General features: G+C 67.4%; 24 protein-coding genes. 15 read left to right on the forward strand and 9 right to left on the reverse strand.

The window, feature by feature from the left end:
* Positions 1–8: 8 nt before the first annotated feature.
* Genes I2456_RS15670 through I2456_RS15685 form a run of 4 tightly spaced genes read left to right on the forward strand, consistent with a single transcriptional unit; the run spans position 9 to position 2,998 of the window.
* Positions 9–677, forward strand: coding sequence for a DUF3043 domain-containing protein (locus tag I2456_RS15670; protein ID WP_068026775.1), 669 nt, complete (start codon positions 9–11; stop codon positions 675–677).
* Positions 667–1,215, forward strand: a complete 549-nt coding sequence (locus tag I2456_RS15675) for a bifunctional adenosylcobinamide kinase/adenosylcobinamide-phosphate guanylyltransferase (protein WP_068026778.1) — start codon at positions 667–669, stop codon at positions 1,213–1,215. The genes I2456_RS15670 and I2456_RS15675 overlap by 11 nt, the downstream gene beginning before the upstream one ends.
* Positions 1,212–2,261, forward strand: coding sequence for a nicotinate-nucleotide--dimethylbenzimidazole phosphoribosyltransferase (gene cobT / locus I2456_RS15680; RefSeq protein WP_085074527.1), 1,050 nt, complete (start codon positions 1,212–1,214; stop codon positions 2,259–2,261). Before I2456_RS15675 ends, cobT begins: the two co-directional genes overlap by 4 nt.
* Positions 2,261–2,998 carry an adenosylcobinamide-GDP ribazoletransferase gene (locus I2456_RS15685; RefSeq protein ID WP_085074528.1) on the forward strand — a complete coding sequence of 246 codons (738 nt, stop codon included), beginning with the start codon at positions 2,261–2,263 and terminating at the stop codon, positions 2,996–2,998. Before cobT ends, I2456_RS15685 begins: the two co-directional genes overlap by 1 nt.
* A 96-nt stretch (positions 2,999–3,094) precedes the next feature.
* Here I2456_RS15685 and I2456_RS15690 read toward each other — a convergent pair whose 3' ends face one another.
* On the reverse strand, positions 3,095–4,201 hold the full coding sequence (locus I2456_RS15690; RefSeq protein WP_085074529.1) for a branched-chain amino acid aminotransferase: 1,107 nt from the start codon (positions 4,199–4,201) through the stop codon (positions 3,095–3,097).
* A 53-nt stretch (positions 4,202–4,254) separates the two neighbouring features.
* Positions 4,255–5,358 carry a glycine cleavage system aminomethyltransferase GcvT gene (gene gcvT / locus I2456_RS15695; RefSeq protein ID WP_085074530.1) on the reverse strand — a complete coding sequence of 368 codons (1,104 nt, stop codon included), beginning with the start codon at positions 5,356–5,358 and terminating at the stop codon, positions 4,255–4,257.
* Positions 5,359–5,403: 45 nt separating this feature from the next.
* Between gcvT and I2456_RS15700 the strand changes: the two genes are divergently transcribed.
* Both I2456_RS15700 and I2456_RS15705 read left to right on the forward strand, forming a co-directional pair.
* The gene (locus tag I2456_RS15700) at positions 5,404–6,498 is read left to right on the forward strand and encodes an adenylate/guanylate cyclase domain-containing protein (protein WP_085074531.1); all 1,095 of its coding nucleotides are present in this window, start codon (positions 5,404–5,406) and stop codon (positions 6,496–6,498) included.
* An 11-nt stretch (positions 6,499–6,509) separates the two neighbouring features.
* Positions 6,510–8,057, forward strand: a complete 1,548-nt coding sequence (locus tag I2456_RS15705) for a leucyl aminopeptidase (RefSeq protein WP_116645710.1) — start codon at positions 6,510–6,512, stop codon at positions 8,055–8,057.
* 8 nt (positions 8,058–8,065) lie between these two features.
* Here I2456_RS15705 and I2456_RS15710 read toward each other — a convergent pair whose 3' ends face one another.
* Both I2456_RS15710 and I2456_RS15715 read right to left on the reverse strand, forming a co-directional pair.
* Positions 8,066–9,709, reverse strand: coding sequence for a phytoene desaturase family protein (locus tag I2456_RS15710; RefSeq protein ID WP_085074532.1), 1,644 nt, complete (start codon positions 9,707–9,709; stop codon positions 8,066–8,068).
* Positions 9,652–10,116: an SRPBCC family protein gene (locus I2456_RS15715; RefSeq protein WP_068026800.1), complete on the reverse strand. Its 465-nt coding sequence runs from the start codon at positions 10,114–10,116 to the stop codon at positions 9,652–9,654. Before I2456_RS15715 ends, I2456_RS15710 begins: the two co-directional genes overlap by 58 nt.
* A gap of 165 nt (positions 10,117–10,281) precedes the next feature.
* On the opposite strand from I2456_RS15715, the gene I2456_RS15720 reads away from it, so the two are divergent.
* On the forward strand, positions 10,282–10,638 hold the full coding sequence (locus I2456_RS15720; protein WP_068026803.1) for an aminopeptidase: 357 nt from the start codon (positions 10,282–10,284) through the stop codon (positions 10,636–10,638).
* 3 nt (positions 10,639–10,641) lie between these two features.
* Here I2456_RS15720 and I2456_RS15725 read toward each other — a convergent pair whose 3' ends face one another.
* Complete coding sequence (locus I2456_RS15725) at positions 10,642–12,423, reverse strand: SDR family oxidoreductase (protein ID WP_085074620.1); 1,782 nt, start codon at positions 12,421–12,423, stop codon at positions 10,642–10,644.
* A gap of 213 nt (positions 12,424–12,636) precedes the next feature.
* Between I2456_RS15725 and sucB the strand changes: the two genes are divergently transcribed.
* Genes sucB through I2456_RS15750 form a run of 5 tightly spaced genes read left to right on the forward strand, consistent with a single transcriptional unit; the run spans position 12,637 to position 17,852 of the window.
* Positions 12,637–14,478, forward strand: coding sequence for a 2-oxoglutarate dehydrogenase, E2 component, dihydrolipoamide succinyltransferase (gene sucB, locus I2456_RS15730; protein WP_085074533.1), 1,842 nt, complete (start codon positions 12,637–12,639; stop codon positions 14,476–14,478).
* A 16-nt stretch (positions 14,479–14,494) separates the two neighbouring features.
* Positions 14,495–15,406, forward strand: a complete 912-nt coding sequence (locus I2456_RS15735) for a TIGR01777 family oxidoreductase (RefSeq protein WP_068026809.1) — start codon at positions 14,495–14,497, stop codon at positions 15,404–15,406.
* Between the two features lie 35 nt (positions 15,407–15,441).
* Positions 15,442–16,143: a lipoyl(octanoyl) transferase LipB gene (gene lipB, locus I2456_RS15740; RefSeq protein WP_085074534.1), complete on the forward strand. Its 702-nt coding sequence runs from the start codon at positions 15,442–15,444 to the stop codon at positions 16,141–16,143.
* Complete coding sequence (gene lipA, locus I2456_RS15745) at positions 16,140–17,078, forward strand: lipoyl synthase (protein WP_068159879.1); 939 nt, start codon at positions 16,140–16,142, stop codon at positions 17,076–17,078. Before lipB ends, lipA begins: the two co-directional genes overlap by 4 nt.
* A gap of 21 nt (positions 17,079–17,099) precedes the next feature.
* On the forward strand, positions 17,100–17,852 hold the full coding sequence (locus I2456_RS15750) for a DUF4191 domain-containing protein (protein WP_068026819.1): 753 nt from the start codon (positions 17,100–17,102) through the stop codon (positions 17,850–17,852).
* Positions 17,853–17,887: 35 nt separating this feature from the next.
* On the opposite strand, the gene I2456_RS15755 is transcribed toward I2456_RS15750, so the two are convergent.
* Positions 17,888–18,310: an RDD family protein gene (locus I2456_RS15755; RefSeq protein WP_085074535.1), complete on the reverse strand. Its 423-nt coding sequence runs from the start codon at positions 18,308–18,310 to the stop codon at positions 17,888–17,890.
* 228 nt (positions 18,311–18,538) lie between these two features.
* Here I2456_RS15755 and glnA point away from each other — a divergent pair, with 228 nt between their 5' ends.
* The gene (gene glnA / locus I2456_RS15760; protein WP_068026825.1) at positions 18,539–19,972 is read left to right on the forward strand and encodes a type I glutamate--ammonia ligase; all 1,434 of its coding nucleotides are present in this window, start codon (positions 18,539–18,541) and stop codon (positions 19,970–19,972) included.
* Positions 19,973–20,443: 471 nt separating this feature from the next.
* Positions 20,444–21,601: an acyl-CoA dehydrogenase family protein gene (locus I2456_RS15765; protein WP_085074536.1), complete on the forward strand. Its 1,158-nt coding sequence runs from the start codon at positions 20,444–20,446 to the stop codon at positions 21,599–21,601.
* Here I2456_RS15765 and I2456_RS15770 read toward each other — a convergent pair.
* Positions 21,550–22,461, reverse strand: a complete 912-nt coding sequence (locus I2456_RS15770) for an AraC-like ligand-binding domain-containing protein (RefSeq protein ID WP_085074537.1) — start codon at positions 22,459–22,461, stop codon at positions 21,550–21,552. The two genes, I2456_RS15765 and I2456_RS15770, sit on opposite strands and share 52 nt — an antisense overlap.
* A gap of 194 nt (positions 22,462–22,655) precedes the next feature.
* Here I2456_RS15770 and I2456_RS15775 point away from each other — a divergent pair, with 194 nt between their 5' ends.
* Positions 22,656–23,852: an acyl-CoA dehydrogenase family protein gene (locus I2456_RS15775; RefSeq protein WP_085074538.1), complete on the forward strand. Its 1,197-nt coding sequence runs from the start codon at positions 22,656–22,658 to the stop codon at positions 23,850–23,852.
* A gap of 3 nt (positions 23,853–23,855) precedes the next feature.
* Here I2456_RS15775 and I2456_RS15780 read toward each other — a convergent pair whose 3' ends face one another.
* Together I2456_RS15780 and I2456_RS15785 are read right to left on the reverse strand one after the other, a co-directional pair.
* Positions 23,856–24,716: a TIGR03619 family F420-dependent LLM class oxidoreductase gene (locus tag I2456_RS15780; RefSeq protein ID WP_085074621.1), complete on the reverse strand. Its 861-nt coding sequence runs from the start codon at positions 24,714–24,716 to the stop codon at positions 23,856–23,858.
* Positions 24,713–25,339: a PaaI family thioesterase gene (locus tag I2456_RS15785; RefSeq protein ID WP_085074539.1), complete on the reverse strand. Its 627-nt coding sequence runs from the start codon at positions 25,337–25,339 to the stop codon at positions 24,713–24,715. Before I2456_RS15785 ends, I2456_RS15780 begins: the two co-directional genes overlap by 4 nt.
* Positions 25,340–25,358: the final 19 nt, after the last annotated feature.

The raw sequence follows: 25,358 nt of genomic DNA on the forward strand, positions 1-25,358 counted from the left end.
TGTCGACTGTGAAGCTGCTGGGCCGTAAGAAGGGCAATCAACCGGGTGCTGACGCGCCCGCCACCCCCGTCGAGATCGTGGACGTGCCTACCGCGCCGCGCAGCACGAGCGGCAAGGGCCGGCCGACTCCGAAGCGCAGCGAGGCCCGCAAGAACAAGAAGGGCCCGGTGGTACCGGCTCCGATGACCGCCGCCGAGGCGCGGGCCCGGCGCAAGTCGTTGGCCGGTCCCAAACTCAGCCGCGAGGAGCGCCGGGCCGAGCGGACCGCCAGCCGGGCACGGATGACCGAACGCCGGGAACGGATGATGGCCGGCGACGAGGCTTACCTGCTGCCGCGCGACCAGGGGCCGGTACGTCGGTACGTGCGCGACATCGTCGACGCCCGGCGCAACGTGCTGGGCCTGTTCATGCCGTCGGCGCTGGCGTTGCTGTTCGCCATGTTCGCCGTGCCGCAGGTGCAGTTCTACATGTCGCCGGCGATGCTGGTGCTGATGGCTTTCATGACGATCGACGGGGTCATCCTGGGTCGCAAGGTCGGCCGGCTGGTCGACGCGAAATTCCCGAAGAACACCGAAAGCCACTGGAAATTGGGCCTTTACGCCGCGGGCCGGGCCTCCCAGATGCGTCGCATGCGCTCCCCCAAGCCGCAAGTTGAGCGCGGCGCCGATGTCGGCTAGCGCTGCGCGCACCCTCGTGCTCGGCGGCATCAGATCGGGTAAGTCCCGTTGGGCCGAGGGCGTGATCGCCGAGTCGGTGCCGGCCGGCCAACCGGTCCGCTACCTGGCATCCGGCCCGGCCGGCCACGGCGATACCGACTGGGCCCGACGGGTGGCCACGCACCGCAGCCGTCGTCCCGGCCACTGGTCAACGGTCGAGACCGGTGACATCACCACCGAGTTGCTCGAGTCACCGGACACGCCGACCCTGGTTGACGACCTGGGCGCCTGGCTGACCGGCACGCTGGATCGCCACCACTGGGAGGACGGGTCGGTGGCCCAGCCCGTCGACGACATGCTCGCCGCGGTCCGCGCGTTCGAGTCCACGCTGGTTCTGGTCAGCCCGGAAGTGGGGTTGACCGTGGTACCGGCCACGGCTTCGGGACGCCGTTTCGCCGACGAGCTGGGTGACCTCAACCAGCAGGTGGCTGCGCTGTGCGAGCGGGTGGTGCTGGTCGTGGCCGGGCAGCCGGTGCCGATCAAGCCGCAGGCGACATGATCGGGTTCGCGCCCGTCTTGCCGCCCGACCCGGACGTCGCAGCGGCCGCCCGCGTCCGGCAAGACACCCTCACCAAACCGCGCGGGGCGTTGGGACGCCTCGAGGAGTTGTCGGTGTGGGCGGCCGCCTGCCAGGGCCAGTGCCCGCCGCGGCAGTTCGCGCGGGCCCGGGTGGTGGTGTTCGCCGGCGATCACGGCGTCGCCCGGTCCGGAGTGTCGGCCTATCCACCCGAGGTGACCGCGCAGATGGTCGCCAACATCGACGCCGGTGGCGCGGCGATCAACGCGCTGGCCGGCGTTGCCGACGCCACGGTTCGCGTGGTCGACGTGGCCGTCGACGCCGAACCTCTCTCCGAACGCATCGGGGCGCACAAGGTGCGGCGCGGCAGCGGCGATATCGCCCGTGACGACGCGTTGACCGACGAAGAGGCCGCCGCCGCGATCGCCGCCGGCCAGCGCGTCGCCGACGAGGAGGTCGACGCCGGCGCCGATCTGCTGATCGCCGGCGACATGGGTATCGGCAACACCACCCCGGCCGCGGTGCTGGTGGCCGCACTGACCAACGAGGAACCGGTCGCAGTGGTCGGCTTCGGGACCGGTGTCGACGACGCGGGCTGGTCGCGCAAGACCGCGGCGGTGCGCGACGCCCTGTTCCGGGCGCGGCCGTTACTGGGTGATCCGGTCGGGTTGTTGCGGTGCTGCGGGGGTGCGGACCTGGCAGCGATGGCGGGTTTCTGCGCGCAGGCCGCCGTGCGGCGCACTCCCCTGCTGCTCGACGGCATGGCGGTGACGGCGGCGGCGCTGGTTGCCGAGCGCCTGGCGCCGGGTGCCCGGCAGTGGTGGCAGGCCGGTCACCGGTCCACCGAACCCGGCCATCGGCTGGCGCTGAGCGCGTTGCAGTTGGACCCGATCCTCGATCTGGGCATGCGACTGGGCGAGGGTACCGGCGCGACGGTCGCGTTGCCGGTGCTGCGCGCCGCCGTCGCGGCGCTGTCCGCTATGGCGACCTTCTCCGACGCCGGGGTCTCTACCCGATCCTCGTCGTAATGCGCTGGCTGGCAACCTCTTTCGCGTTTGGAACGGTGCTGCCGGTGCCCAATTCCTGGGTGACGGGGATGGGTCGCGGCGCGATGACTGCGCTGCCGGTGGTCGGTGCCGCGCTGGGCGCACTGGCCGCGGTCATCACGTGGGCCGGCGGGCAGGCGTTCGGGCCGTCGAGCGCACTGTCGGGGCTGTTGGCGGTGGCCGTACTGCTGTTGGCGACGCGCGGCCTGCACATCGACGGCGTCGCCGATACCGCCGACGGGCTGGGGGGCTACGGACCGCCGCAACGGGCGCTTGCCGTGATGCGCGACGGATCGAGCGGCCCGTTCGGGGTGGCGGCCGTCGTCTTGGTCATCACCGTGCAGGGGTTGGCTTTCGCGTCGCTGCACGCCGCCGGCATCGTCGTGGCCGTCTTCGCCGGACGGGTGAGCGCGGTGTTGGCTTGTCGCCGGTCAATACCGGCGGCTGAGGGCAGCACGCTGGGTGCGCGGGTCGCCGGTACGCAACCGAGCGCGGTGGTGGCGGCGTGGCTGGCGGTGTTGCTCGGGGTTTCCCTGTGGGCGGGGACGCGGCCGTGGCAGGGGCCGGTCGCCGTGGTGGTGGCGGTGTCATGCGCGGTGGTCCTGGTGGCCCATTGCGTGCGCAGGTTCGGCGGCATCACCGGCGATGTGCTGGGCGCGGCCATCGAGTTGACGACGACGGTGTGCGCGGTGACGCTGGCGGCGCTCGCGCACCTGTAACTTGCGGGTGCCCGCGCTCGAGCGTGAACCTGCGCTCACGTTCGAGCCCCGGCGTGAAGCTGGCTTCACGCTCGGGCGGTAGGGCTGGCGCCCTGCCTAGCCCAGCCGCGACATCCAACCGTGCGTGTCGGCGAACTTGCCGCGCTGGATCCCGGTCAAGGTGTCGCGTAGCGCCATCGTCACTTCTCCCGGTTGGCCATCGGCAATGGTGAACTCCGCGTCACCGTACTTGACCTGCGCGACCGGGGTGATCACCGCCGCGGTACCGCAGGCGAACACCTCGGTGATCTCACCCGAGGCGGCCTTCTTCTGCCATTCGGTAATGTCGATCTTGCGTTCCTCGACTGCGAATCCGGCGTCAATAGCCAACTGCAGCAATGAATCTCGCGTGATGCCCGGCAACAGCGAACCTGACAACTCCGGGGTGACCAGGCGGGCCGAACCGCCGCTGCCGAGCACGAAGAACAGATTCATGCCGCCCATCTCTTCGACGTAGCGACGCTCGACACCGTCCAGCCAAACGACTTGGTCGCAACCGTTTTCGGCGGCTTGGGCCTGGGCCAGCAGGGAGGCCGCGTAATTGCCGCCGAACTTGGCCGCACCAGTGCCGCCCGGACTGGCCCGCACGAATTCCGTTGAGATCCAGACGGAAACAGGATTGATCCCGCCCTTGAAGTACGCGCCGGCCGGCGAGGCGATCAGCAGGTACCGGTATTCCTTGGCCGGCCGCACGCCCAGCCCCGGCTCGGTCGCGATGATGAACGGGCGCAGATACAGCGCCTCTTCGCCGCCGGCCTTGGGCACCCACTCCTTGTCGATGGCGACCAGTTGGCGCAGGGATTCCAGGAACACTTCGTCAGGCAATTCGGGGATCGCCAGCCGCCGCGCCGAGGAGCGCAACCGGGCGGCGTTGGCGTCGGCGCGAAACGACACGATCGATCCGTCCGCCCAGCGGTAAGCCTTGAGCCCCTCGAACACTTCCTGGGCGTAGTGCAGCACGATCGCCGACGGGTCCAATTCGATCGGGCCGTAGGCGATGACTTGGGCATTGTGCCAACCCTTCCCGTCGACGTAGTCGATCGAGACCATGTGGTCGGTGTGGTATTTGCCGAATCCCGGGTCAGCCAGGATGGCTACCCGCTGCGCCTCGGTGGCGGGATGATCCGACGCCGAAACCGAGAACTCGAGGGAGCCGCTGGTCATAGGGGTCAAGTCTATATCGGTGCAGCAACGGGTTTTCCCCGCGCAGCAATCGGTCAGCGGGTCTTCAGCGTGACGAAAGGCGGCCGCACCACTTCACACGGCGCCGCACGACCGCGCACATCGACGGTGATTTGCTGGCCATCCTCGACACCGGCCGCGGTATCGATCAGTGCCAACGCGATGCCGACTTGCAGCGTCGGGGAAAACGTTCCCGACGTGGTGACCCCGATCGCCTTGTCGCCGTCGAGCACCGTCATCCCCGGCCGCAGCACCCCTCGACCCACCATGCGCAGTCCCCGCAGCAGCCGCGGCGGCCCGGCCTGTTTCTCGGCCAGCAAGGCGTCGCGGCCGAAGAACGCGGCCTTCTTCCAGCCGATGGCCCAGCCACAGCGGGCTTGCAACGGTGAAATGTCCAGGGACAGTTCGTGCCCGTGCAGCGGGTAGCCCATCTCGGTGCGCAACGTGTCGCGCGCGCCCAGGCCCGCCGGTTGGCCGCCGGCCTCGGAGACCGCCGCGGCCAGCGCATCGAACACCACACCAGCAGAGTCCCACGGCGGCAACAGCTCATAGCCGTGCTCACCGGTGTAGCCGGTCCGGCACACCCGCACCGGCACGCCGGCATAGTCAGCGTCGGCGAAACCCATGTAATCCATCTCGCTCGGCAGCCCCAAGGCGGCCAGCACGTCGGGCGAGCGGGGTCCCTGCACGGCCAGCACCGCGTACGAGCGGTGCAGGTTGGTGATCGTCAGGTCGGCCGGCGCGGCACTGCCCAGCGCGTCGACCACCGCGGCGGTGTTGGCGGCATTGGGCACCAGGAAGATCTCGTCGTCGGCGACGTAGTAGGCGATCAGGTCATCGATGACGCCGCCGGATTCGGTGCAGCACAAGGTGTATTGCGCCTTGCCCGGCCCGATGCGGTTGAGGTCGTTGGTCAGTGCTGAGTTGACGAACTGCGCGGCCCCCGGGCCACGGACCAGCGCCTTGCCGAGGTGGCTGACGTCGAACAAGCCGACGGCGGTACGGGTGGCGTTGTGTTCGCTGACCGTGCCCGCATACGAGACCGGCATCAGCCAGCCGCCGAACTCGGCGAAATTTGCGCCCAACTCGCGGTGGCGGTCTTCCAACGGTCCTTGCTGCAGCTGCGGCGCATCGCTCACGGCGTCCCACCCTAATCGAGCGCTGATGCTGGCACACTTAGGCAGGTGTCCGGCTCCGCGGAGGACTTCGATGCGCTGGAAGCCGCCGGGATCGCCAACCCGCGCGAGCGCGCCGACCTGATCAAGTACCTCGACGAGCTGGGGTTCACGGTCGAGGAGATGGCCGACGCCGAGCGACGAGGCCGGCTCTTCGGGCTGGCCGGCGATGTCTTGCAATGGTCGGGACGCCCCACCTACACCCTGCAGGACGCGGCACAGATCCTCGGCCAGTCCGCCGAGGAGCTGGCGCACGCCTGGGGTCTGCTCGGCCTGACCATTGCCGGTCTCGACGTACCCGCGCTCAGCCAGGCCGACGTCGACGCCCTCACGACGTGGGTTCAGCTCAAGGCGGTGATGGGCGAAGACGGCGCCTCGGGTTTGTTGCGTGTGCTGGGCGCCGCGATGGCCCGCCTCGCCGAGGCGGAGTCGACGATCATCCGCTCGGCCATGCCCGACATCCAGATGACCCACACGCACGACGAACTCGCCACGGCGCAGGCCTACCGCGCAGCCGCGGAGTTCGTCCCGAAAATCGGGGCGCTGATCGATATCGTGCATCGCCACCACTTGACCAGTGCCCGTACCTATTTCGAAGGGGTACTGCGCGACACGTCGGCAAGTGTGGTGTGCGGCGTCGGATTCGCCGATCTCTCCGGCTTCACCGCGCTGACGCAGATGCTCACCCCGGCCCAACTGTCGGACCTGCTCACCGAATTCGGCGGCACGGTCGCCGACGTGGTGCATGCCGACGGGGGCCGGGTGGTCAAGTTCATCGGTGACGCGGTGATGTGGGTGAGTCCAACGCCGGAGCGGCTGGTGCGGGTGGCGGTGGACCTCGTCGACCATCCCAAGGCCCGCGCCGAAGGATTGCAGGTGCGGGCGGGGCTTTCCTACGGCACCGTTCTGGCCATCAACGGCGACTACTTCGGTAACCCGGTCAACTTGGCGGCCCGGCTGGTGGCCGCGGCGGCGCCCGGTCAGATCCTGGCCGCGACGCAGCTTCGCGACGAACTGCCGGACTGGCCCGCGATCGCTTATGGCCCGATGACGCTCAAGGGTTTTGACACGCCTATCGACGTGTTCGACCTGCACGGCGGCTAGGGTCAATGCACGTGACCGCCGAACCGCTGTACCAGAGCCCTTCCGTCAACGTCGCCACATCGCTACCCAAACGGGGTGCAGGTTCTGCGGTATTGCTGGTGCCGGTGGTCTCCACCGGCGACGACGACCGGCCGGGTGCCGCCGTCGCGACGGCAGAACCGTTGCTGCCCGCCGACGCCGTCGCCGAGATCGAGGCCGGCCTGCGCGCACTGGACGCCTCCGGCGGCACCGAGCAGGTCCATCGGCTGGTCGTGCCGTCGCTGCCGGTGGCCAGCGTGCTCACCGTCGGCCTGGGCAGGCCGCGCCCGGAGTGGTCGCCGGACACCATCCGCCGCGCCGCCGGTGCGGCGGCGCGCTCGCTGGGTCGAGCCGAAGCGGTGATCACCACCCTCGCCGAACTGCCCGGGGACGGCGTCGCGTCGGCCGCCGTCGAGGGCCTCATCCTGGGCAGCTACCGGTTCACCGCATTCCGCAGCGGCAAGACCGCACCCAAAGACGCTGGGCTGCGCAAGATCACCGTGCTGAGCACCGCGAAGGACGCCAAGAAGCAGGTGGCGCACGGTGCGGCGGTCGCTACCGCGGTCGCCACCGCCCGCGACTTCGTCAACACTCCGCCGAGCCACCTCTTTCCCGCCGAGTTCGCGCGCCGGGCAAAGGCTTTGGGTGAATCGGTAGGGCTGCAGGTCGAGGTGCTCGACGAGAAGGCGTTGGCCAAGGGCGGTTACGGCGGGGTGATCGGCGTCGGGCAGGGGTCTTCACGGCCGCCGCGGCTGATCCGGCTGACCCACCGCGGTTCGCGGCTGGCCAAGAGGGGCACGCCAACCAAGAAGGTGGCTCTGGTGGGCAAGGGCATCACCTTCGACACCGGCGGCATCTCGATAAAGCCCGCGGCGGGTATGCACCATATGACCTCCGACATGGGCGGGGCGGCTGCGGTGATCGCGACGGTCACGCTGGCCGCGCAACTGGAGTTGCCCATCGACGTGATCGCCACCGTGCCGATGGCCGAGAACATGCCCTCGGCGACGGCGCAGCGCCCCGGCGATGTGTTGACCCAGTACGGCGGAATCACGGTCGAGGTGCAGAACACCGACGCCGAGGGCCGGCTCATCCTGGCCGACGCCATCGTTCGGGCGTGTGAGGACAACCCGGACTACCTGATCGAGACGTCGACTCTGACCGGCGCGCAGACGGTCGCGCTGGGCGCCCGAATTCCCGGGGTGATGGGCAGCGACGCGTTCCGCGACCGGGTCGCCGCCATCTCGCAGCAGGTCGGCGAAAACGGTTGGCCCATGCCGCTGCCCGAGGAGCTCAAAGACGACCTGAAGTCCACCGTGGCCGACCTGTCCAACATCAGCGGACAGCGCTTCGCCGGCATGCTGGTCGCCGGGGTGTTCCTGCGGGAATTCGTCGCCGACGGCGTGGCTTGGGCGCACATCGACGTCGCCGGCCCGGCCTACAACACCGGCAGCCCGTGGGGTTACACGCCCAAGGGCGCCACCGGCGTGCCGACTCGCACCATGTTCGCGGTGCTGGAAGATATCGCCGCGAACGGCTGAGCGTCGAGTCAGCGAGTCAGCAGCGACAACACCGCTTTGCGCAGTTTGCGCCGCGGCCAGCCGGTCACCCCGCCGGCACGCAGCGCGGCGTTGGCGGCGTTGCGCCCGCACGCCCCATGCACCGAGCCGCCCGGCGTGGCCGATGCGCTGGCCAGATACAGCCCTTCGACCGGGGTTTCGGGTCGGCCCATGCCCGGAGCGGGTCGAAAGATCAGCATCTGCTGCAGCTGAGCGGTGCCGCCGTTGAGGGAACCGCGGTACAGGTTGGCGTCGCTGGCCTCTAGGTCCGACGGGCGTTGCAGAAACCGGCCGACCACCCGCGAGCCGAACCCGGGCGCGTGCGCTTCGATGACGTCGTCCATCGATTGCGAGAGCTGCTCGGCCGACGCGTCGTCGTCGATGCTGCGCGGCAAATGCGTGTAGGCCCAGACACTTTCGGTGCCGTCGGGGGATCTGCTGGGATCCGCGGTGGTGGTCTGACCCAGCAGCATGAACGGGCTTTTCGGTATCACCTTGGTGTTCACGTCGGCCATCCATCGGATCAACCCGTCACCGTCGGCCCCCAGGTGGACGGTGCCCACGCTGTGCAAGCTCTTGGCCCGCCACGGGACGGGGCCGTCGAGCGCATAGTTGACCTTCACCACCGGCGGATCCCACAGATAGTGCTCGAGGTCATGCCGCAGCCCCTTGGGCAGCGCATCCGCCGGCAGCATCTCGCAGAACAGGCGCGGCGCCGTCACATCGGCGATGATCGCCCGGCGCGCGTGGACCGTTCGACCCGCGGCCGTGCTCACCCCGACCGCCCGACCGCCGCTGACCTGAATGCGCGCGACGGTCTGATTGCATTCGATCTGCGCGCCCACCGACTCCGCGCGCTTGACCAGCGCAGCGGTCAATTGCCCGGCCCCCCCGACCGGCACCGGCCAGCCCCGGTCCTGGGCCATCATGGACATCAGCAGGCCCATCACGCCGCTGCCCGGCGCGTCGGGCGGTATGTCGGCGTGCATGGCGTTGCCCAGCAACATGACTCGTGGCGCCTCGCCGGCGAACAACCGCTCGGCCATCGAATTTGCCGGCTGCACAAGCAGATTGGCAAGCCGCAGCGCCTCAGCGGTACCGAGTTTGGTCAGCAGCTGCGTCAGCGGTCCGACCGGTGGGAACGGCGCCAAAATCGCGTGCAGCAGTGGCTCTTTGACCTTGTCCCAGAGCGCCACCAGCCGCCACCAGTTCTCCCCGTCGCCGGGCTGGCGCCGTTCGAACTCCGCCGCGGTGCGGGCGGGGTCGTGGTAGATGACCGGCGGGTCGTCGTCGGTGGGGCTGCGCGGATGACCCACCACCGCCGGCGCGTGCGACCAGCGCAACCCGTGATCTTCCAGCCCCAGCGCGGCGATGGCCGGCGACGCAATCGTCATGGGATAGAACGAGCTGAACAGGTCGGTGATGTAACCGGGTGCCAGTTCGGCGCTGCGCACCGCGCCGCCGGGTTCGGGTTGAGCCTCGAGCACCACGACATCCCAGCCAGCGTCGGCCAGCATGGCGGCGGCCACCAGGCCGTTGTGTCCAGCACCTATGACGACCGCGTCGGCCGATTCCACTATTTGACCTGACTGGGATCGAGGCGTTCGGCCAGCGCCGCCAGCCGCCACAGGCATTCCCGATTGCGCGGATACACCGCCGCCAGCGCCACTCGATCGGGCATCAGGGCACCGGGCCCCGAGACGGGCACCTCGATCATCTCGACGTGGCACCCCTCCGGAGTGTCGCTGAGCCGCAGCGTAATTCGCGCGGCGCCCATCAGCCCGCCACGTGCATGCAGAACAAGTTCCTCACCCGGCGTACATTTTTCGACCACGGTCTTGTCGTCGATGAGCAGCGGCCACACTCCGATGGAGTGCCTGATCGACGATCCGGGTTCGGGCCAGTTCGGGTCGACTGCGCGCGTGCGGCTGTTGCCGACCACCCACTGCGAGTACGTCCATCCGTTGGCCATGACATCCCACACTTTTTGACGGGATGTCGCCACGTCACGAGTAACTTTCAGTGCTTCGGTCACCGACATGAGGGTCCTTTCGCGCGAAGATTCTCCCCGCGGGATACCCCCACCAGACGAAAGTAGTACCGCAACCCTGTCGTTAACTGGCCGGCCAACCGGGTGCGTTTAACCCGGGACCGCCGCGGCTACTAATTGCACGGTCGGAATGTGCACGCACCGAAAGGCCGAATTGTGACTGTGCGACGGTTGATCCTTGCTGTGAGCGCCGTGCTTTTGCTGGCCGGCGTGATCGGGCTGCTGGTTCCGGTGACGGTGGACAACAGCAACGGTGGGAAGGTTTCCTGCGGGAACGGAATCGCGGCGGACATGTCGTCGGCGCGCAACGCCAACGACAAGACCGGCGCTAACATCCCGATCCTCAATCAGGTCCTTCCGCACACCGATTACGTGGCGCAATGCCAGTCCGCGGTGTCGGGCCGGCGGACGTGGACCATCCCGCTGGCCGTCATCGGGCTCGCCGGGATCGGAGCGGCGCTGCTGCTGCGGCGAAACGACGGGATCGGTACCCGAGCGCCGAGAGGCGTGTGAACTTCAGATGACCCGCATGCGCGCGGTGCTGCGCAGCGCCTGCGGCAACACGCGGGAGATGCCGTACAGCGCGTAGGCCTCAAAGGTCACCGGCCGGATCGGCTTGTTGGTCTGGACCGCCGACAAGATGGCGTTGGCTACCTTGTCCGGCCCGTAGCGGCGCACCGCGAACATCTTCTGCAGCTGCCCCTGGCGCCCTTCAACGGTGTCGTCGTTGCCGCCGCGGGCGTGGAACTGCGTGGTCTGGATGATGTTGGTGTTGATGACGCCGGGGCAGATGGTGGTCAGCCCCACGCCTGCGGCGTCGAGTTCGGCGCGTAAGCAGTCGGAGAACATGAACGTCGCCGCCTTGGACGTGCAGTAGGCGTTCAGCGACTGCAGCGGCGCATAGGCGGCCATCGACGACACGTTGACGATGTGTCCGCCGGTGCCGCGCTCGACCATCCGCCGCCCGAACGAGCGGCAGCCGTTGACCACGCCACCGAGGTTGATGTCCAACACCCGGTCGAACTGTTCGGGTGGGGTGTCCAGGAAGCCGCCCGCCTGGCCGATGCCCGCGTTGTTCACCACAATGTCGGGAACCCCGTGTGCGGCGCTGACCCGCTCGGCGAACGCCTCGACCGCGTCGGCGTCGGAAACGTCGAGGACATAGGGGTGCGCTACGCCGCCGCGGACGGCGATCTCGGCGGCGGTCTCCTTGACGGTGGCCTCGTCGATGTCGCTGACGACGACCTCGGCACCCTCCCGGGCGAACGCCAGGGCGGTCTCCCGACCGATTCCGCTGCCGGCCCCGGTCACCGACACCAAGGTGTCCCCGAACTGCCCGCGGGGGCGCCCGACCTGCGCCCGCAGCAGCCCGCGGCTCGGCCGTTTGCCTTCGGCCAGGTCGGCGAAGTCGTGCACAGCCGCCGCCATCACTTGCGGGTGCGACATCGGCGAGAAGTGTCCGGCTTTGATGTCGCGTCGCCACAGCCGCGGCACCCAGCGGGCCGTCTCGTCATAGCCGTAGGGCCGCACATAGGGGTCTTGGGTGTTGACGATGAGTTGCACCGGCACGTCGACGACCGCGACGCCCTGGCGCCGCCAGCTCGCTGAGAAGGTCCGAAAATAGTTGGCGGGGTAAGTCTTTACGGACTGAGCGGCGTCGCGGGCCAGTTTGTCGGAGTGATGGATCTGCTCGACGGGGATGTTGTCCACCATGTTGCGCCGCACGGCCGGGACCGAAAGCGCCAGCCGTAGTACCAGCGGCGCCAGCACCGGGATGGAGAACAGCGCCATGTAGCTCAGCCGCAGCGCCTGGGCGAGCGCGCGTGCGAACCGGCGTGGCCGCCAAGGTTGCCGCAGACCGCTGAAGACATAGTTGACCAACTGATCCTGACTCGGACCGGACACCGAGGTGAACGATGCGACCCGGTCGCCAGCCCCGGGCCGGCTCAGGTACTCCCATACGCCCACCGAGCCCCAGTCGTGGGCCAGCACATGCACCGCCTGGCCCTGACTCAGCTCGCCGATGACCGCGGCGAAATCGTCAGCAAAGCGCGCCATCGAGTAGGCAGACACCGGTTTGGGCACCGACGAGAAGCCGACGCCGCGGTTGTCGTAGCGAATGATGCGGAAACGCTCCGCCAGCAGCGGAACAACACCGTCCCACAACACATGCGAGTCGGGAAAACCGTGTACCAACACGACCGTCGGCCCCTCGGGGTTCCCTTCCTCATAGACGGCGATGCGGACTCCGTCGGCGCTGTCTATGAACCGCTCGGGTGCCTGTGTTGCTGCCGACATGGAACCTCCGACCACCGCCGCTTTGCTGCTGCCTATCAGTGGCCACACCGTAGCAAGGGGGTGCGCCGGTCAGCTGGCCCTGGCTGTGGGCCGACAAAAATGCGGTGACAGGATAGTTTCGACATCAAATGGGTTTCCCGCCAGCTTCACCGTGGTGTGGTAAGCCAGAGATCGACGTGTGCCGACCGACGACCGATCCAGGAGTCAATAACGATGGCCTTCTCAGTCCAGATGCCGGCACTTGGTGAGAGCGTTACCGAGGGAACGGTCACCCGCTGGCTCAAGCAAGAAGGCGACACGGTCCAGGTCGATGAGCCGCTGGTGGAAGTGTCGACGGACAAGGTGGACACCGAAATCCCGTCGCCGGCCGCGGGCGTGCTGACCAAGATCATCGCCCAAGAGGACGACACGGTAGAGGTGGGCGGCGAATTGGCCGTCATCGGCGATTCCGAGGACAGCGACGGCGGCGGTGACGAGGCGGGCGACTCGGCCCAGCAGGACAGTGGCGACCAGGCGCCGGCCGAGCAAGAAGCCGAGCCGGAACCGGAACCCGAACCCGAGCCGAAATCCGAGCCCGAACCGTCGTCACCAGCCAAGTCCGGCGGTGGGTCTGATGGGGACTCGACGCCGGTGTTGATGCCGGAGTTGGGCGAGTCGGTGACCGAAGGCACGGTGACCCGCTGGCTGAAGAAGGTGGGCGATTCGGTCGAGGTGGACGACGCGCTGGTGGAAGTGTCCACCGACAAGGTGGACACCGAGATCCCGTCACCGGTGGCCGGCGTGCTGGAAAGCATTACCGCCGAAGAGGATGACGTCGTCCAGGTGGGCGGGGAACTGGCACGGATCGGCTCGGGCGCCAAAGCCGGCGGTGATGCCAAGCCGGAGCCCAAACCGGAACCGGAGGCGAAAGCCGAGCCCGAACCGGAACGGGAACCCGAGCCCGAACCGGAACCGGAACCCGAACCCGAACCGGAACCGAAGGCCGAGAAGAAGCCAGAGCCAAAACCCGAACCCAAGCCGGAACCCAAGCCGCAGGCCGAGGAAAAGCCCGCGCCGAAGGCCGAACCGGATCAGCAGGCGGCCGCCCAAAGTGACGGCGCGCCGTATGTCACTCCATTGGTGCGAAAGCTGGCCGCCGAGAACGACATCGACCTCGCCGAGGTCACCGGCACCGGCGTCGGTGGACGCATCCGCAAGCAGGACGTCTTGGCCGCTGCCGAGGAGAAGAAGCAGAAGAAGGACAGCGAGAAGGCGCCCGCCCCGGCCGCCAAATCCGAGCCCGCCGCGCCCGCCGCCAAGGCCCCCGCTGCGCCCTCGCCATCCTTGGCACATCTGCGGGGCACCACGCAGAAAGCCAGCCGGATTCGGCAGATCACCGCCGCCAAGACGAGGGAATCGCTGCAAGCCACCGCGCAGCTCACCCAGACTCACGAGGTCGACATGACCAAGATCGTGGCGTTGCGGGCCAAGGCCAAGAACGCGTTCGCCGAGCGCGAAGGCGTGAATCTGACCTTCCTGCCGTTCATCGCCAGGGCCGTGATCGACGCGCTGAAGGTTCATCCCAACATCAACGCCAGCTACAACGAGGATTCCAAGGAAATCACCTATTACGACGCCGAACACCTCGGGTTCGCCGTCGACACCGAGCAGGGGCTGCTCTCTCCGGTGATCCACAATGCCGGCGACTTGTCGTTGGCCGGATTGGCCCGGGCCATCGCCGATATCGCCGCGCGTGCCCGGTCCAACAAGCTCAAGCCCGACGAGTTGTCCGGCGGCACGTTCACCATCACCAACATCGGCAGCCAGGGCGCGTTGTTCGACACCCCGATTTTGGTGCCGCCGCAGGCCGCGATGTTGGGCACCGGGGCTATCGTGCGCCGGCCTCGGGTGATCGTCGATGAATTCGGCAACGAGTCGATCGGCGTGCGCTCAGTTTGCTACCTGCCTTTGACTTACGACCACCGCCTGATCGACGGCGCCGATGCCGGACGTTTCCTCACCACCATCAAGCATCGCCTTGAAGAGGGATCTTTCGAGGCCGATCTAGGGCTTTAGGAGAGGCTTCCCCATTGTGGACAACGCCGTTATCGCGATAGCGGGTTCGTCTGGCTTGATCGGCTCGGCTCTGACCGCAGCGTTGCGCGCCGCCGACCACACCGTGCTGCGCATCGTGCGCCGGACCCCAGCCAATTCCGAAGAGCTGCACTGGAATCCAGAAAGCGGCGAATTCGATCCGGACGCGCTGCTGGATGTCGACGTGGTGGTCAACCTGTGCGGCGTCAACATCGGCAAGCGCCGGTGGTCCGGGGCGTTCAAGCAGAGCTTGCGCGACAGCCGCATCGCCCCGACCGAGGTGCTGGCGGCGGCCGTCGCCGACGCCGGTGTCAGCACCCTGATCAACGCCAGCGCGGTCGGCTACTACGGCGATACCAAGAACCGCGTCGTCGACGAAAACGATTCTGCCGGAAAGGGTTTCCTGGCCCAGTTGTGCGTCGACTGGGAAGCCGCCACACTGCCGGCCCAATACAGCGGCACGCGGGTGGTGTTGGCTCGCACCGGAATTGTGCTGGCACCATCGGGCGGTGCGCTGCGCATGATGCGACCGGTGTTTTCGGTGGGCCTGGGCGCTCGGCTGGGCAGCGGCCGTCAGTACATGTCGTGGATCAGCCTCGAAGACGAGGTACGGGCGCTGCTGTTCGCGATCTCGAATCCCTCGTTGTCCGGTCCGGTGAACCTGACCGGTCCCGCGCCCGTCACCAATGCCGAGTTCACCACCGCGTTCGGCCGCGCGGTCAACCGTCCGACGCCGCTGGCGGTGCCTGGATTTGCGGTGCGGGCGGCGCTGGGTGAATTCGCCGACGAGGGCTTGCTCACCGGTCAGCGCGCCATTCCGTCGGCCTTGGAGCGCGCCGGTTTCCAGTTCCACCACAACACAATTGGCGAGGCGCTGGAATACGCGACGCTGCGGCTGCACGAGCCGTAGGAATTGGGCACCCGAGTCCAGGTAGCCTCGCCTGTGTGACCGAGTCCATCCGATCCAGCGCGGACGCGATCGATGTGCGCCAGCTGGGATCGATCGACTACCTGGAGGCCTGGCAGCTGCAACGGGAGCTGGCCGACGCCCGGGTCGTTGGTGGCCCCGATACGTTGCTGCTGTTGGAACATCCCGCGGTCTACACCGCGGGCCGGCGCACCCAGCCGCACGAACGGCCCGTTGATGGGACTCCGGTCGTCGACACCGATCGCGGCGGCAAGATCACCTGGCATGGCCCCGGACAGTTGGTCGGATACCCGATCATCGGTCTGGCCGAGCCCCTGGACGTGGTCAACTACGTGCGTCGTCTCGAGGAGGCGTTGATCAAGGTCTGCGCCCAACTGGGCCTGGACGCCGGCCGGGTGGACGGCCGATCCGGGGTGTGGTTGCCGGCCAGCGATCGACGGCCGGCTCGCAAGATCGCCGCCATCGGGGTCCGGGTGTCACGTGCCACCACACTGCATGGCTTCGCAATCAACTGCGACTGCGACCTCGGTGCGTTCACCACCATCGTGCCGTGCGGCATCAGCGACGCCGGAGTTACGTCGCTGTCGACCGAACTGGGCCGCAGGGTCACCGTTGCGGACGTCCGCACCCGAGTCGCCGACGCCGTGTGCGACGCCTTGGACGGTGCACTGCCGGTGCAAGAGCACATCCCGGGCGTCCGCGTAGCATCGACGTTGTGACTGTCGCACCGGAAGGCCGCAAACTCCTGCGCCTCGAGGTACGCAATGCCCAGACCCCGATCGAGCGCAAGCCGCCGTGGATCAAGACGCGGGTGCGGATGGGCCCGGAGTACACCGAGCTGAAAAGCCTTGTCCGCCGCGAGGGCCTGCACACCGTGTGCGAAGAGGCCGGGTGCCCGAACATCTTCGAATGCTGGGAGGACCGGGAAGCCACCTTCCTGATCGGCGGCGACCAATGCACCCGCCGCTGCGACTTCTGCCAGATCGACACCGGCAAGCCCGCCGCGCTGGACCGCGACGAACCCCGCCGGGTAGCCGAGAGTGTGCAGGCGATGGGCCTGCGCTACGCCACAGTCACCGGTGTGGCCCGCGACGACCTGCCCGACGGCGGCGCCTGGCTCTACGCGCAGACGGTGCGCGCCATCAGAGAACTCAACCCGCAGACCGGCGTCGAACTGCTCATCCCCGACTTCAACGGCCAACCGGACCGGCTTGCCGAGGTGTTCGAGTCGCGCCCAGAAGTGTTGGCGCACAACGTCGAAACCGTGCCGCGCATCTTCCGGCGAATCCGCCCCGCCTTCACCTACCAACGCAGCCTGGACGTGATCACCGCCGCGCGCGACGTCGGGCTGGTCACCAAAAGCAACCTGATCCTCGGTATGGGGGAAACACCCGACGAGGTGCGTACCGCGCTGGCCGATCTGCATGACGCCGGCTGCGACATCGTCACCATCACCCAATATCTGCGCCCGTCGACGCGCCACCATCCGGTTGATCGCTGGGTGCGGCCGGAGGAATTCGTCGAACACGCCCAGCATGCCGAGCAAATCGGCTTCGCCGGCGTGCTGGCCGGACCGCTGGTGCGCTCGTCGTACCGGGCGGGTCGCCTCTACGAACAGGCCGCTGTTCGCCACCGTCACTCAGCCACGCGCTGAACGTCACTATCCTTGGTGACTATGGCCAAATCCCGTAACGCCGCCGAGTCCAAGGCAGCCAAAGAGGAAGCGAAGGCTGCCCGCAAGGCTGCCGCTCGGGAGCGCCGCAGCCAGCTGTGGCAGGCGTTCAACATGCAGCGCAAGGAAGACAAGCGCCTGGTGCCGTACATGATCGGCGCCTTCCTGCTCATCGTGGCCCTCGCGGTGGCCGTTGGAGTGTGGGCCGGCGGGTTCACCATGATCCTGCTGATCGTCTTCGGCGTGATGCTGGGTGCCCTGGTGGCGTTCATCATCTTCGGTCGACGGGCTCAGCGCAGCGTCTATCGCAAAGCCGAAGGCCAAACCGGCGCCGCGGCCTGGGCGCTGGAAAACATGCGCGGCAAGTGGCGGGTTACCCCGGGAGTGGCCGCCACAGGTCACTTCGACGCCGTGCACCGCGTAATCGGCCGGCCCGGCGTCATCTTCGTCGCCGAGGGATCGGCGAACCGCGTCAAACCGCTGTTGGCGCAGGAGAAGAAGCGCACCGCGCGACTGATCGGCGACGTACCCATCTACGACATCGTGGTGGGCAACGGCGACGGCGAGATTCCGTTGGCCAAACTGGAACGCCACCTCACCCGGCTGCCGAGCAACATCTCGGTCAAGCAAATCGACACCCTGGAGTCGCGGCTGGCCGCGCTGGGCACCCGCGCCGGTGCCAGCATGCTGCCCAAGGGGCCGATGCCCGCGAACGCCAAGATGCGCGGGGTGCAGCGGACCGTGCGCCGCAAGTAACTTCGCAATCGGCGCAGCGGGTCGGCGTGGCTCTTCTAGCGCCGGACCACTGCGGTGGCGGTCAACCGGTCCTGCAGTCCGCGTCCGTCGGAATCAGTGAACAGCGGCGGCACCACCAGGCCGATCAGTAGCCCCCGCACTGTCAACCGGCCAATCCCGATGGGGGCATCCGCGCCGATCGAGGCCACCTGCAAACCCAACAGCAACTGGCCCGGGGTGAACCCGAACAGCCGCACCGACACCACACCCAAGACCAGCCAGACAGCGAGCACAGCCGTCGACAACATCGGCATGGAGATCAAGTTGAAGCGCAGCGCCAGTAACGCCAGCCCGTAACTGATCAGCCAGTCGATCAGCAGCGCACCGAACCGCCGGCCCATTCCGGCCAGCGAGCCCGGGCCGCTTTGCGGCAGGCCCAGCGCTTCGCCCGGGTAAGCCGAAGGCGACTCCGACATCATTTACCTGGCCCGATTCCCCGAGCCCTCGGCCGCCGAGACAACCCGCGCGGAACTGCCATCCGACCAGTTACGATCTTGCGGATCATGGCTTCACAATAGGGCCCGGGCGAAACCCTGGATCTGTTGCCGCCGCCGTGGTCACGTAACGTCTGCGCAACACGGGGTTGACCAACAGGCAACAACGGCTCCCTAGCGTCGGCCGCGGATCACCAAGTAAAGGAGCACTCTGTGACAACGACGCCCGACGACGTCTTCAAACTCGCCAGGGACGAAAACGTCGAGTTTGTCGACGTCCGGTTCTGTGACCTGCCCGGCATCATGCAGCACTTCACAATTCCGATTTCATTCTTCGACGAGAGCGTGTTCGAGGACGGCCTGGCCTTCGATGGCTCGTCGATTCGCGGGTTCCAGTCGATCCACGAGTCCGACATGCTCCTGCTGCCGGACGCCGACACCGCGAAGATCGACCAGTTCCGCGAAGCCAAGACGCTGAACATGAACTTCTTCGTGCACGACCCGTTCACCCTCGAGCCCTACTCGCGCGACCCGCGCAACGTGGCGCGCAAGGCGGAGAACTACCTGATCAGCACCGGTATCGCCGACACTGCCTACTTCGGCGCCGAGGCCGAGTTCTACATCTTCGACTCCGTCAGCTTCGACTCGCGCACCAACGGCGCGTTCTACGAAGTCGACGCCATCTCGGGTTGGTGGAACACCGGAGCCCCCAACGAAGCCGACGGCAGCCCCAACCGTGGTTACAAGGTCCGCCCCAAGGGCGGTTACTTCCCGGTGGCACCCGTCGACCACTACGTCGACCTGCGCGACAAGATGCTGACCAACCTGATCAACGCCGGCTTCAGCCTGGAGAAGGGCCACCACGAGGTGGGCACCGGCGGGCAGGCCGAGATCAACTACAAGTTCAACACGCTGCTGCATGCGGCTGACGACATGCAGCTCTACAAGTACATCGTGAAGAACACCGCGTGGCAGCACGGCAAGACCGTCACGTTCATGCCCAAGCCGCTGTTCGGGGACAACGGCTCGGGTATGCACACCCACCAGTCGCTGTGGAAAGACGGCAACCCGTTGATGTACGACGAGACCGGGTACGCCGGCCTGTCGGACACCGCGCGCCACTACATCGGCGGTCTGCTGCACCACGCGCCGTCGCTGCTGGCCTTCACCAACCCGACGGTGAACTCCTACAAGCGGCTGGTGCCCGGCTACGAGGCCCCGATCAACCTGGTCTACAGCCAGCGCAACCGCTCGGCGTGTGTGCGGATCCCGATCACCGGCAGCAACCCGAAGGCCAAGCGGCTCGAGTTCCGTTGCCCCGACTCCTCAGGTAACCCGTACCTGGCGTTCTCGGCCATGTTGATGGCTGGGCTGGACGGCATCCGGAACAAGATCGAGCCGCAGGCTCCGGTCGACAAAGACCTCTACGAGCTGCCGCCGGAGGAGGCCGCGAACATCCCGCAGGCGCCTGTGCAACTGTCCGCGGTGATCGACCGGCTCGAAGCCGACCACGAATACCTCACGGAGGGCGGCGTTTTCACGCCCGACCTGATCGAGACGTGGATCAGCTTCAAGCGGGAGAACGAGATCCTTCCGGTTCAGGTGCGTCCGCACCCCTACGAGTTCGCCCTGTACTACGACGTTTAACAAGACGTTTAACAAGACGTGTAACAAGCTGTAGCCGAACCGCCCGCGCCGTGATCGCACCGCCGATCGCTGCGCGGGCGGTTTCGTCTCTGTAGACCTTTGCCGTGTTTGCGGTATAGCCGTGCCATACGCGCAACCAAGCAGGGCCGCATCCGGGGCCGGCGCAGCACCACATGCCGAGGTGTCCCCATTGACTGGTAATGGGTGCTACACCCTCTCCCTTCGCGTTTACAGGTATAGTCATACCGTATTTCCATACCGATATGCGCTGGAGCCGCCGCTCGACGGGCCGGCCAATCCGTGCGCTCCCGTCCACAAGAGGTAACTGCGCGTTAATAGTCGGCGACTATTACAGCGTCCCCTGCGCGTTATAGGGATAGTCATACCGTATCTCGATACCGATAGGCGCCGGAGCCGCTGCTCGACGGCCGGCCGATCCGTGCGCTCCCGTCCACAGGAGGTAACTGCTCCATGACCACAATGCACGCGAGGAGTTTGCCGATCGTCGACGCCGACAATCTGGTGGCCCGCGCCGCAGACCTGGTTCCCTTGCTCAGCTTCAACGCCGCGCGCGCCGACCGTCAGCGGCATGTACCGGCGGAGAACTTGGATGAGCTTCGCGAGGCCCGGCTATTGCGGATGATGACCCCGCGCCGATGGGGCGGACACGAGGCGGGATGCGAGACGAAGATCAGGGTGGTCAGTGAGCTGGCCCGCGGCTGCGCCTCGACAAGCTGGCTGTTGGCTTTCCTCACCCGGGGGGCCTGGTTCGTCGGCATGATGGGCAAACAAGCGCAAAGCGACGTGTGGGCGACCGGTCCGGACACGACGGTGGCGGCAGCTGTCTCGCCGTCGGGCACGGCAGAGATCGTCGACGGTGGATATCGCGTCAGCGGCCGGTGGCGATATTGCTCCGGTGTCGAGCACGCTGATTGGGTGCTGCTGGGCGCTCGGTTGGAGGGCCCCGACGGCCAACCGGCGCCCATCGTGACGCTGGTCCCCCGCGACCAGGTCGACATCGAAGACACCTGGCACGTCACCGGCATGCGCGGAACCGGCTCCAACACCATCGTGGCCACCGGCGTCACCGTGCCATCCCATCGGACAATCCCCCTGGCCGCAGTCGAAAACGCGCAACGCCCGTTCCGACGCGCGGCGCCCTACCACGTGCCGCTGACGCTGTGCACCTTGCTCGACCTGACCGGGCCGCAACTCGGGTTAGCACGGGCTGCACTGGAATTGGTGATTGATAACACTGCTAAGCGCGGGGTCAGTGTGCAGCTGGTCGTGGCCCGAGCGGCGTCATCCATCGACACCGCCCAAGCGCTGGTACTCACCGCGGCCCAGGAGATGGACCGCGCCGGCCGCACCCGGGTGCGGCCCGCCTTGCTCGACTGTGCCCGCATGCACACCAAGCTCACCCGCGGGATCGTCGAGGCGCGCGACGCGATCCGCGAGCTGATGTCGGTAGCCGGCAGCTCGGCGTTCGCCGAAGCCAACCCGCTGCAACGCATCTGGCGCGACAGCGAAATTACCAGCAGCCACGCCGTCAGTAACCCAGGGATCACCGCCGAAGACTACGGCCGGCTGCTCTTGGGTGTCGACGAGCCGATGGTCTCCGATCGGTAGCGTCCGGGCGTGGTGCCGGCCACGGCGCGGAAAGCTCGGCGCAACTGGGTTTCCCCGCCGAACCCCGATGCCGCGGCGATGTCGGCAACCGAACGACCGGGATGAATACGAAGCAGGCGTTGCGCTTCGGCGACCCGGATTTCTCGCAGCTCGTCGGCCAGCGACCGTGGACTGTCACGGAACAGTCGAAACAGCGTGCGCCGAGACAGGTGGCAGCTGCGGGCCACCGCGTCCGCGTCCAGGGCGGGGTCGCGGAAGGCTCGACGTAGGTGCAGCAGCACCCGCTCCCGGTCGAGTTCGTCAGGTGCGGTCTGCGCACCGGCGGCGATGGCCACCGTCGAGCTGATCAGGCCAAGAGCGTGGGTCGCGAAGGCCGAACAGTCCGACCCGGCGAGTGCCCGGAAGAACGCGCCCACCGCTGCCGCCCGGCCATCCTCTCCGCCCAGGGGCAAGCCACTGGCTCGCTTGAGGGCTCGCTGCGGCACCGCATCGCGCCGGACCTGCACGATCACCTGTTCAAACGAGCCGTCGAAGGAGAAGTCAAACGGGCGGGTGCTGTCGCAGAACACGATGGCGCCGGGCGTCAGCTGCGCCGACCGGCCGTCTTGTTCCACCCGGCACTGACCGGCGACGTGGATCGTCGCCATGGCGTACCCGCCGACGGCGTCATCGATCAGCGCCGAGGTGCGGCGCACCCGCTGCGCTGTCGAGCGGACAGTCGTGATCTGCAGCTCGCCACACCCTGCCCCGTCGAGTTCCGCCCAGAACGGGGCGTCTCCCAACGGAGCGGCGACGAGCGGAACCAACGTACGGCTGATCACTTCCCGATAGCTGGTGAAGGTCAACGGCTTGGCCTGCATGTGCGCTTCAACGCTGGTCGCAACAGGAGCGATTCCCGCCTGGGGCTTACACAGGCGGGTAGTTGGCACAAATTGACCGATTGTCGGCACTCAGTGCATCACAGCGGTCCTCGCCGCGGGCCACGCTGGGATGAGGAAATGCGGCACGAGACGTGCTGCTCCGACATTTCGAACCGGCAAGAGGTAGGTGCTCGATGACCACACTCCACGACAGGACCTGTCCCACGATCGACGCCGACCTGGTGGCCCGCGCCAGGGAGCTGGTGCCCCTGCTCGCCTTCAACGCCGCGCGCGCCGACCGGGAACGCCGTATTCCCAACGAGAATCTGACCGAGCTTCGCGACGCCGGGCTATTGCGCATGATGACACCACGCCGATGTGGCGGCCATGAGGCGAGCTTCGAAACCAAGATCACCGTGGTGAGTGAGTTGGCTCGCGGCTGCGCCGCCACAAGCTGGGTGCTGGCGCTGCTCACCGGCGGTGCCTGGTTCGTCGGGATGATGAATGAACAAGCCCAACAGGACGTCTGGGAGAACGGTCCGGACACGACGGTCGCGGTCGCCGTCCCGCCGTCGGGCACGGCCGAGATCGTCGACGGTGGATATCGCGTCAGCGGCCGGTGGCCATACTGCTCCGGTGTCGAACACTCCGACTGGGTGCTCCTGGGCGCTCGATTGGAAGGCCCCGACGGCCAACCGGCGCCCATCGTGACGCTGGTCCCCCGCGACCAGGTCGACATCGAAGACACCTGGCACGTCACCGGCATGCGCGGAACCGGCTCCAACACCGTCGTGGCCACCGGCGTCACCGTGCCGTCCCATCGAACGATTTCGCTGGGCGCAGTCGAAGCCGGGCACGTCGACACCCCGTTTGTCGACGAAGCGCCCTACCACGTCCCGCTGACGCTGGGCGCGTTGAGCGATCTCACCGGACCGCAGCTCGGATTAGCCAGAGCTGCACTGGACTTGGTGATCGACAATGCCGCCCGCCGCGGGGTCAGCGCCACGACCTACTCCCGCCAAACCGAAGCACCGACCGTGCAAGTGGCCGTCGCGCGAGCCGCGTCGTCCATCGACACCGCCCAAGCGCTGGTCCTCACCGCTGCCCAGGAGATGGACCGCGCCGGCCGCACCCGGGTGCGGCCCGCCTTGCTCGACCGCGCCCGCATGCACACCAAGCTCACCCGCGGGATCGCCGAAGCGCGCGATGCGATCCGCGGGCTGATGTCGGTGGCCGGCAGTTCAGCGTTCGCCGAAGCCAATCCGCTGCAACGCATCTGGCGCGACAGCGAAATCGCCAGCAGCCACGCCGTGAGCAACCCCGCGATCAGCGCCGAAGTCTACGGCCGATTGCTGTTAGGCGTCGACGAGCCGATGGTGATTCCTTTGTGACGCTTAGCCGTCGAGCGCGAGATCCTTGCGGAAGCGCTGCATACCGTCGATCTTGTCCGCCAAACTCGCATCGGGCCCCGCATAGAACATCCACGGCATGGTGATGATGCCGGTGATCCCCGCTTGCGCGGCGCGTTGATAGTCGGCGACGGTGAAGGCGTCGGTGAGCGGAGTCAGTACCGTGAAACCGTCCATGGATAAACCGATCTCGGCCCGGAGCTCCCGAAGCCGGCCGACGGCCTCGATGGCCCGGTCGGTCTTGATCAGATCACCGATCCAGCCGTCGTTGCGCGCGGCACGGCGCAGCGCGGCGTCGCTGAGGCCGCCGACATAGATCGGTATGGGCGGCGGCGTCGGCTGCATCTCCAACCGCGGCGTCGTGTAGAACTCGCCCTGGAATTCGGTCCAGCCCGGCTCCCACAGCGCGCGCATCAGCCGCAGAATTTCGTCGGTGCGTTTCCCCCGGGCCGCGAACTGCTCGCCCATCAACGCGAATTCCTCTTCACACCAGCCGACGCCGACGCCCAGCTCCACCCGGCCTGATGCCAGAACCGCTGCGGTGCCAATGGCTTTGGCCGCCGAGTAGGGATTGCGCATGGCGGGGATGTACACCGTGTTGACGAACCGCAGCTGCGACGTCACCTGGGCGAGCGCGCCGACCAACACCCAGGGATCCGGCCAGTCGGTGAAGGGTTGCCAGCGTCGCTGCCCGTCCTTGGTGTACGGGTATGGCGTGGCCAGGGTCTCCAGGTTGACGACGTGGTCGGGTATCCCGATGCCGTCGTATCCGAGTTCGTCGGCGGCGCGGGCGATTTCGATGACTTCCGTGGTGTTCAAGAAAGCGCTGCTGATATAGAACTTCATTCCGGGTCCCGCGCCCACGCCGGCTTGATGAACACACCCTCTGCCTCGACGGTCACACCTGCAGCGTCCGAAAGATGACCGCGCGCAAAGGCTTTGACACCCTCGGTGCGTTCCACGAAGGCTTCGGCGCGCAGCGGTCCCAGCGGCGTTCCCCGCAGGTACTTGACGGTGATGGTTCCGGTGAACAGCGGCTTGGTCAGCCCTTGGCTGGCCGCCTCACCGAGCATGTGGTCCAGCACCAGTGCGCAGACACCGCCGTGCACCAGGCTGGGCGGTCCCTCGTAAGCCGCACCCAGGACGAACTCGCTCCAGCACCGCCCGTCGTCCTCGTGATGCACCACCACCGGCGGCGCTATCGGATTGCATTGGCCGGTAGCGGCGTTACCCAACGGCAACGGCCGACCGTCGACGCGGTAGCTCACGCCGTGCGGCCGGATCCGTTGACTCCGCAGCGATTCGGTCACTTTCTGGATCGCGGCTCGCGCCTCGGCGATGACGTCGTCGTCGGCGTGGGTGCGTACGGTCGCGTCGATCAGGTCTCGCACGGCTTCGGCCAACGGCGCATACGTGGCCGTCACCCGACCCAACTCCTCCTCGCTCAAGACCTCGAACGTCGCGTCCAACCGAATCCGCCTCCCCTGC

The organism is Mycobacterium kubicae, assembly GCF_015689175.1.
GTDB classification, from domain to species: domain Bacteria; phylum Actinomycetota; class Actinomycetes; order Mycobacteriales; family Mycobacteriaceae; genus Mycobacterium; species Mycobacterium kubicae.

What these genes read in the sequence shown, in the direction of transcription:
- I2456_RS15750 (WP_068026819.1), top strand. Translation starts at nt 17,100, where the DNA reads ATGGCCAAATCCCGTAACGCCGCCGAGTCCAAGGCAGCCAAAGAGGAA.
- I2456_RS15675 (WP_068026778.1), top strand. Translation starts at nt 667, where the DNA reads ATGTCGGCTAGCGCTGCGCGCACCCTCGTGCTCGGCGGCATCAGATCG.
- I2456_RS15775 (WP_085074538.1), top strand. Translation starts at nt 22,656, where the DNA reads ATGACCACACTCCACGACAGGACCTGTCCCACGATCGACGCCGACCTG.
- I2456_RS15765 (WP_085074536.1), top strand. Translation starts at nt 20,444, where the DNA reads ATGACCACAATGCACGCGAGGAGTTTGCCGATCGTCGACGCCGACAAT.
- I2456_RS15685 (WP_085074528.1), top strand. Translation starts at nt 2,261, where the DNA reads ATGCGCTGGCTGGCAACCTCTTTCGCGTTTGGAACGGTGCTGCCGGTG.
- I2456_RS15710 (WP_085074532.1), bottom strand. Translation starts at nt 9,709, where the DNA reads ATGCCTGTGGCGGCTGGCGGCGCTGGCCGAACGCCTCGATCCCAGTCA.
- sucB (WP_085074533.1), top strand. Translation starts at nt 12,637, where the DNA reads ATGGCCTTCTCAGTCCAGATGCCGGCACTTGGTGAGAGCGTTACCGAG.
- I2456_RS15715 (WP_068026800.1), bottom strand. Translation starts at nt 10,116, where the DNA reads ATGTCGGTGACCGAAGCACTGAAAGTTACTCGTGACGTGGCGACATCC.
- I2456_RS15690 (WP_085074529.1), bottom strand. Translation starts at nt 4,201, where the DNA reads ATGACCAGCGGCTCCCTCGAGTTCTCGGTTTCGGCGTCGGATCATCCC.
- cobT (WP_085074527.1), top strand. Translation starts at nt 1,212, where the DNA reads ATGATCGGGTTCGCGCCCGTCTTGCCGCCCGACCCGGACGTCGCAGCG.
- I2456_RS15755 (WP_085074535.1), bottom strand. Translation starts at nt 18,310, where the DNA reads ATGATGTCGGAGTCGCCTTCGGCTTACCCGGGCGAAGCGCTGGGCCTG.
- I2456_RS15780 (WP_085074621.1), bottom strand. Translation starts at nt 24,716, where the DNA reads ATGAAGTTCTATATCAGCAGCGCTTTCTTGAACACCACGGAAGTCATC.
- I2456_RS15770 (WP_085074537.1), bottom strand. Translation starts at nt 22,461, where the DNA reads ATGCAGGCCAAGCCGTTGACCTTCACCAGCTATCGGGAAGTGATCAGC.
- I2456_RS15725 (WP_085074620.1), bottom strand. Translation starts at nt 12,423, where the DNA reads ATGTCGGCAGCAACACAGGCACCCGAGCGGTTCATAGACAGCGCCGAC.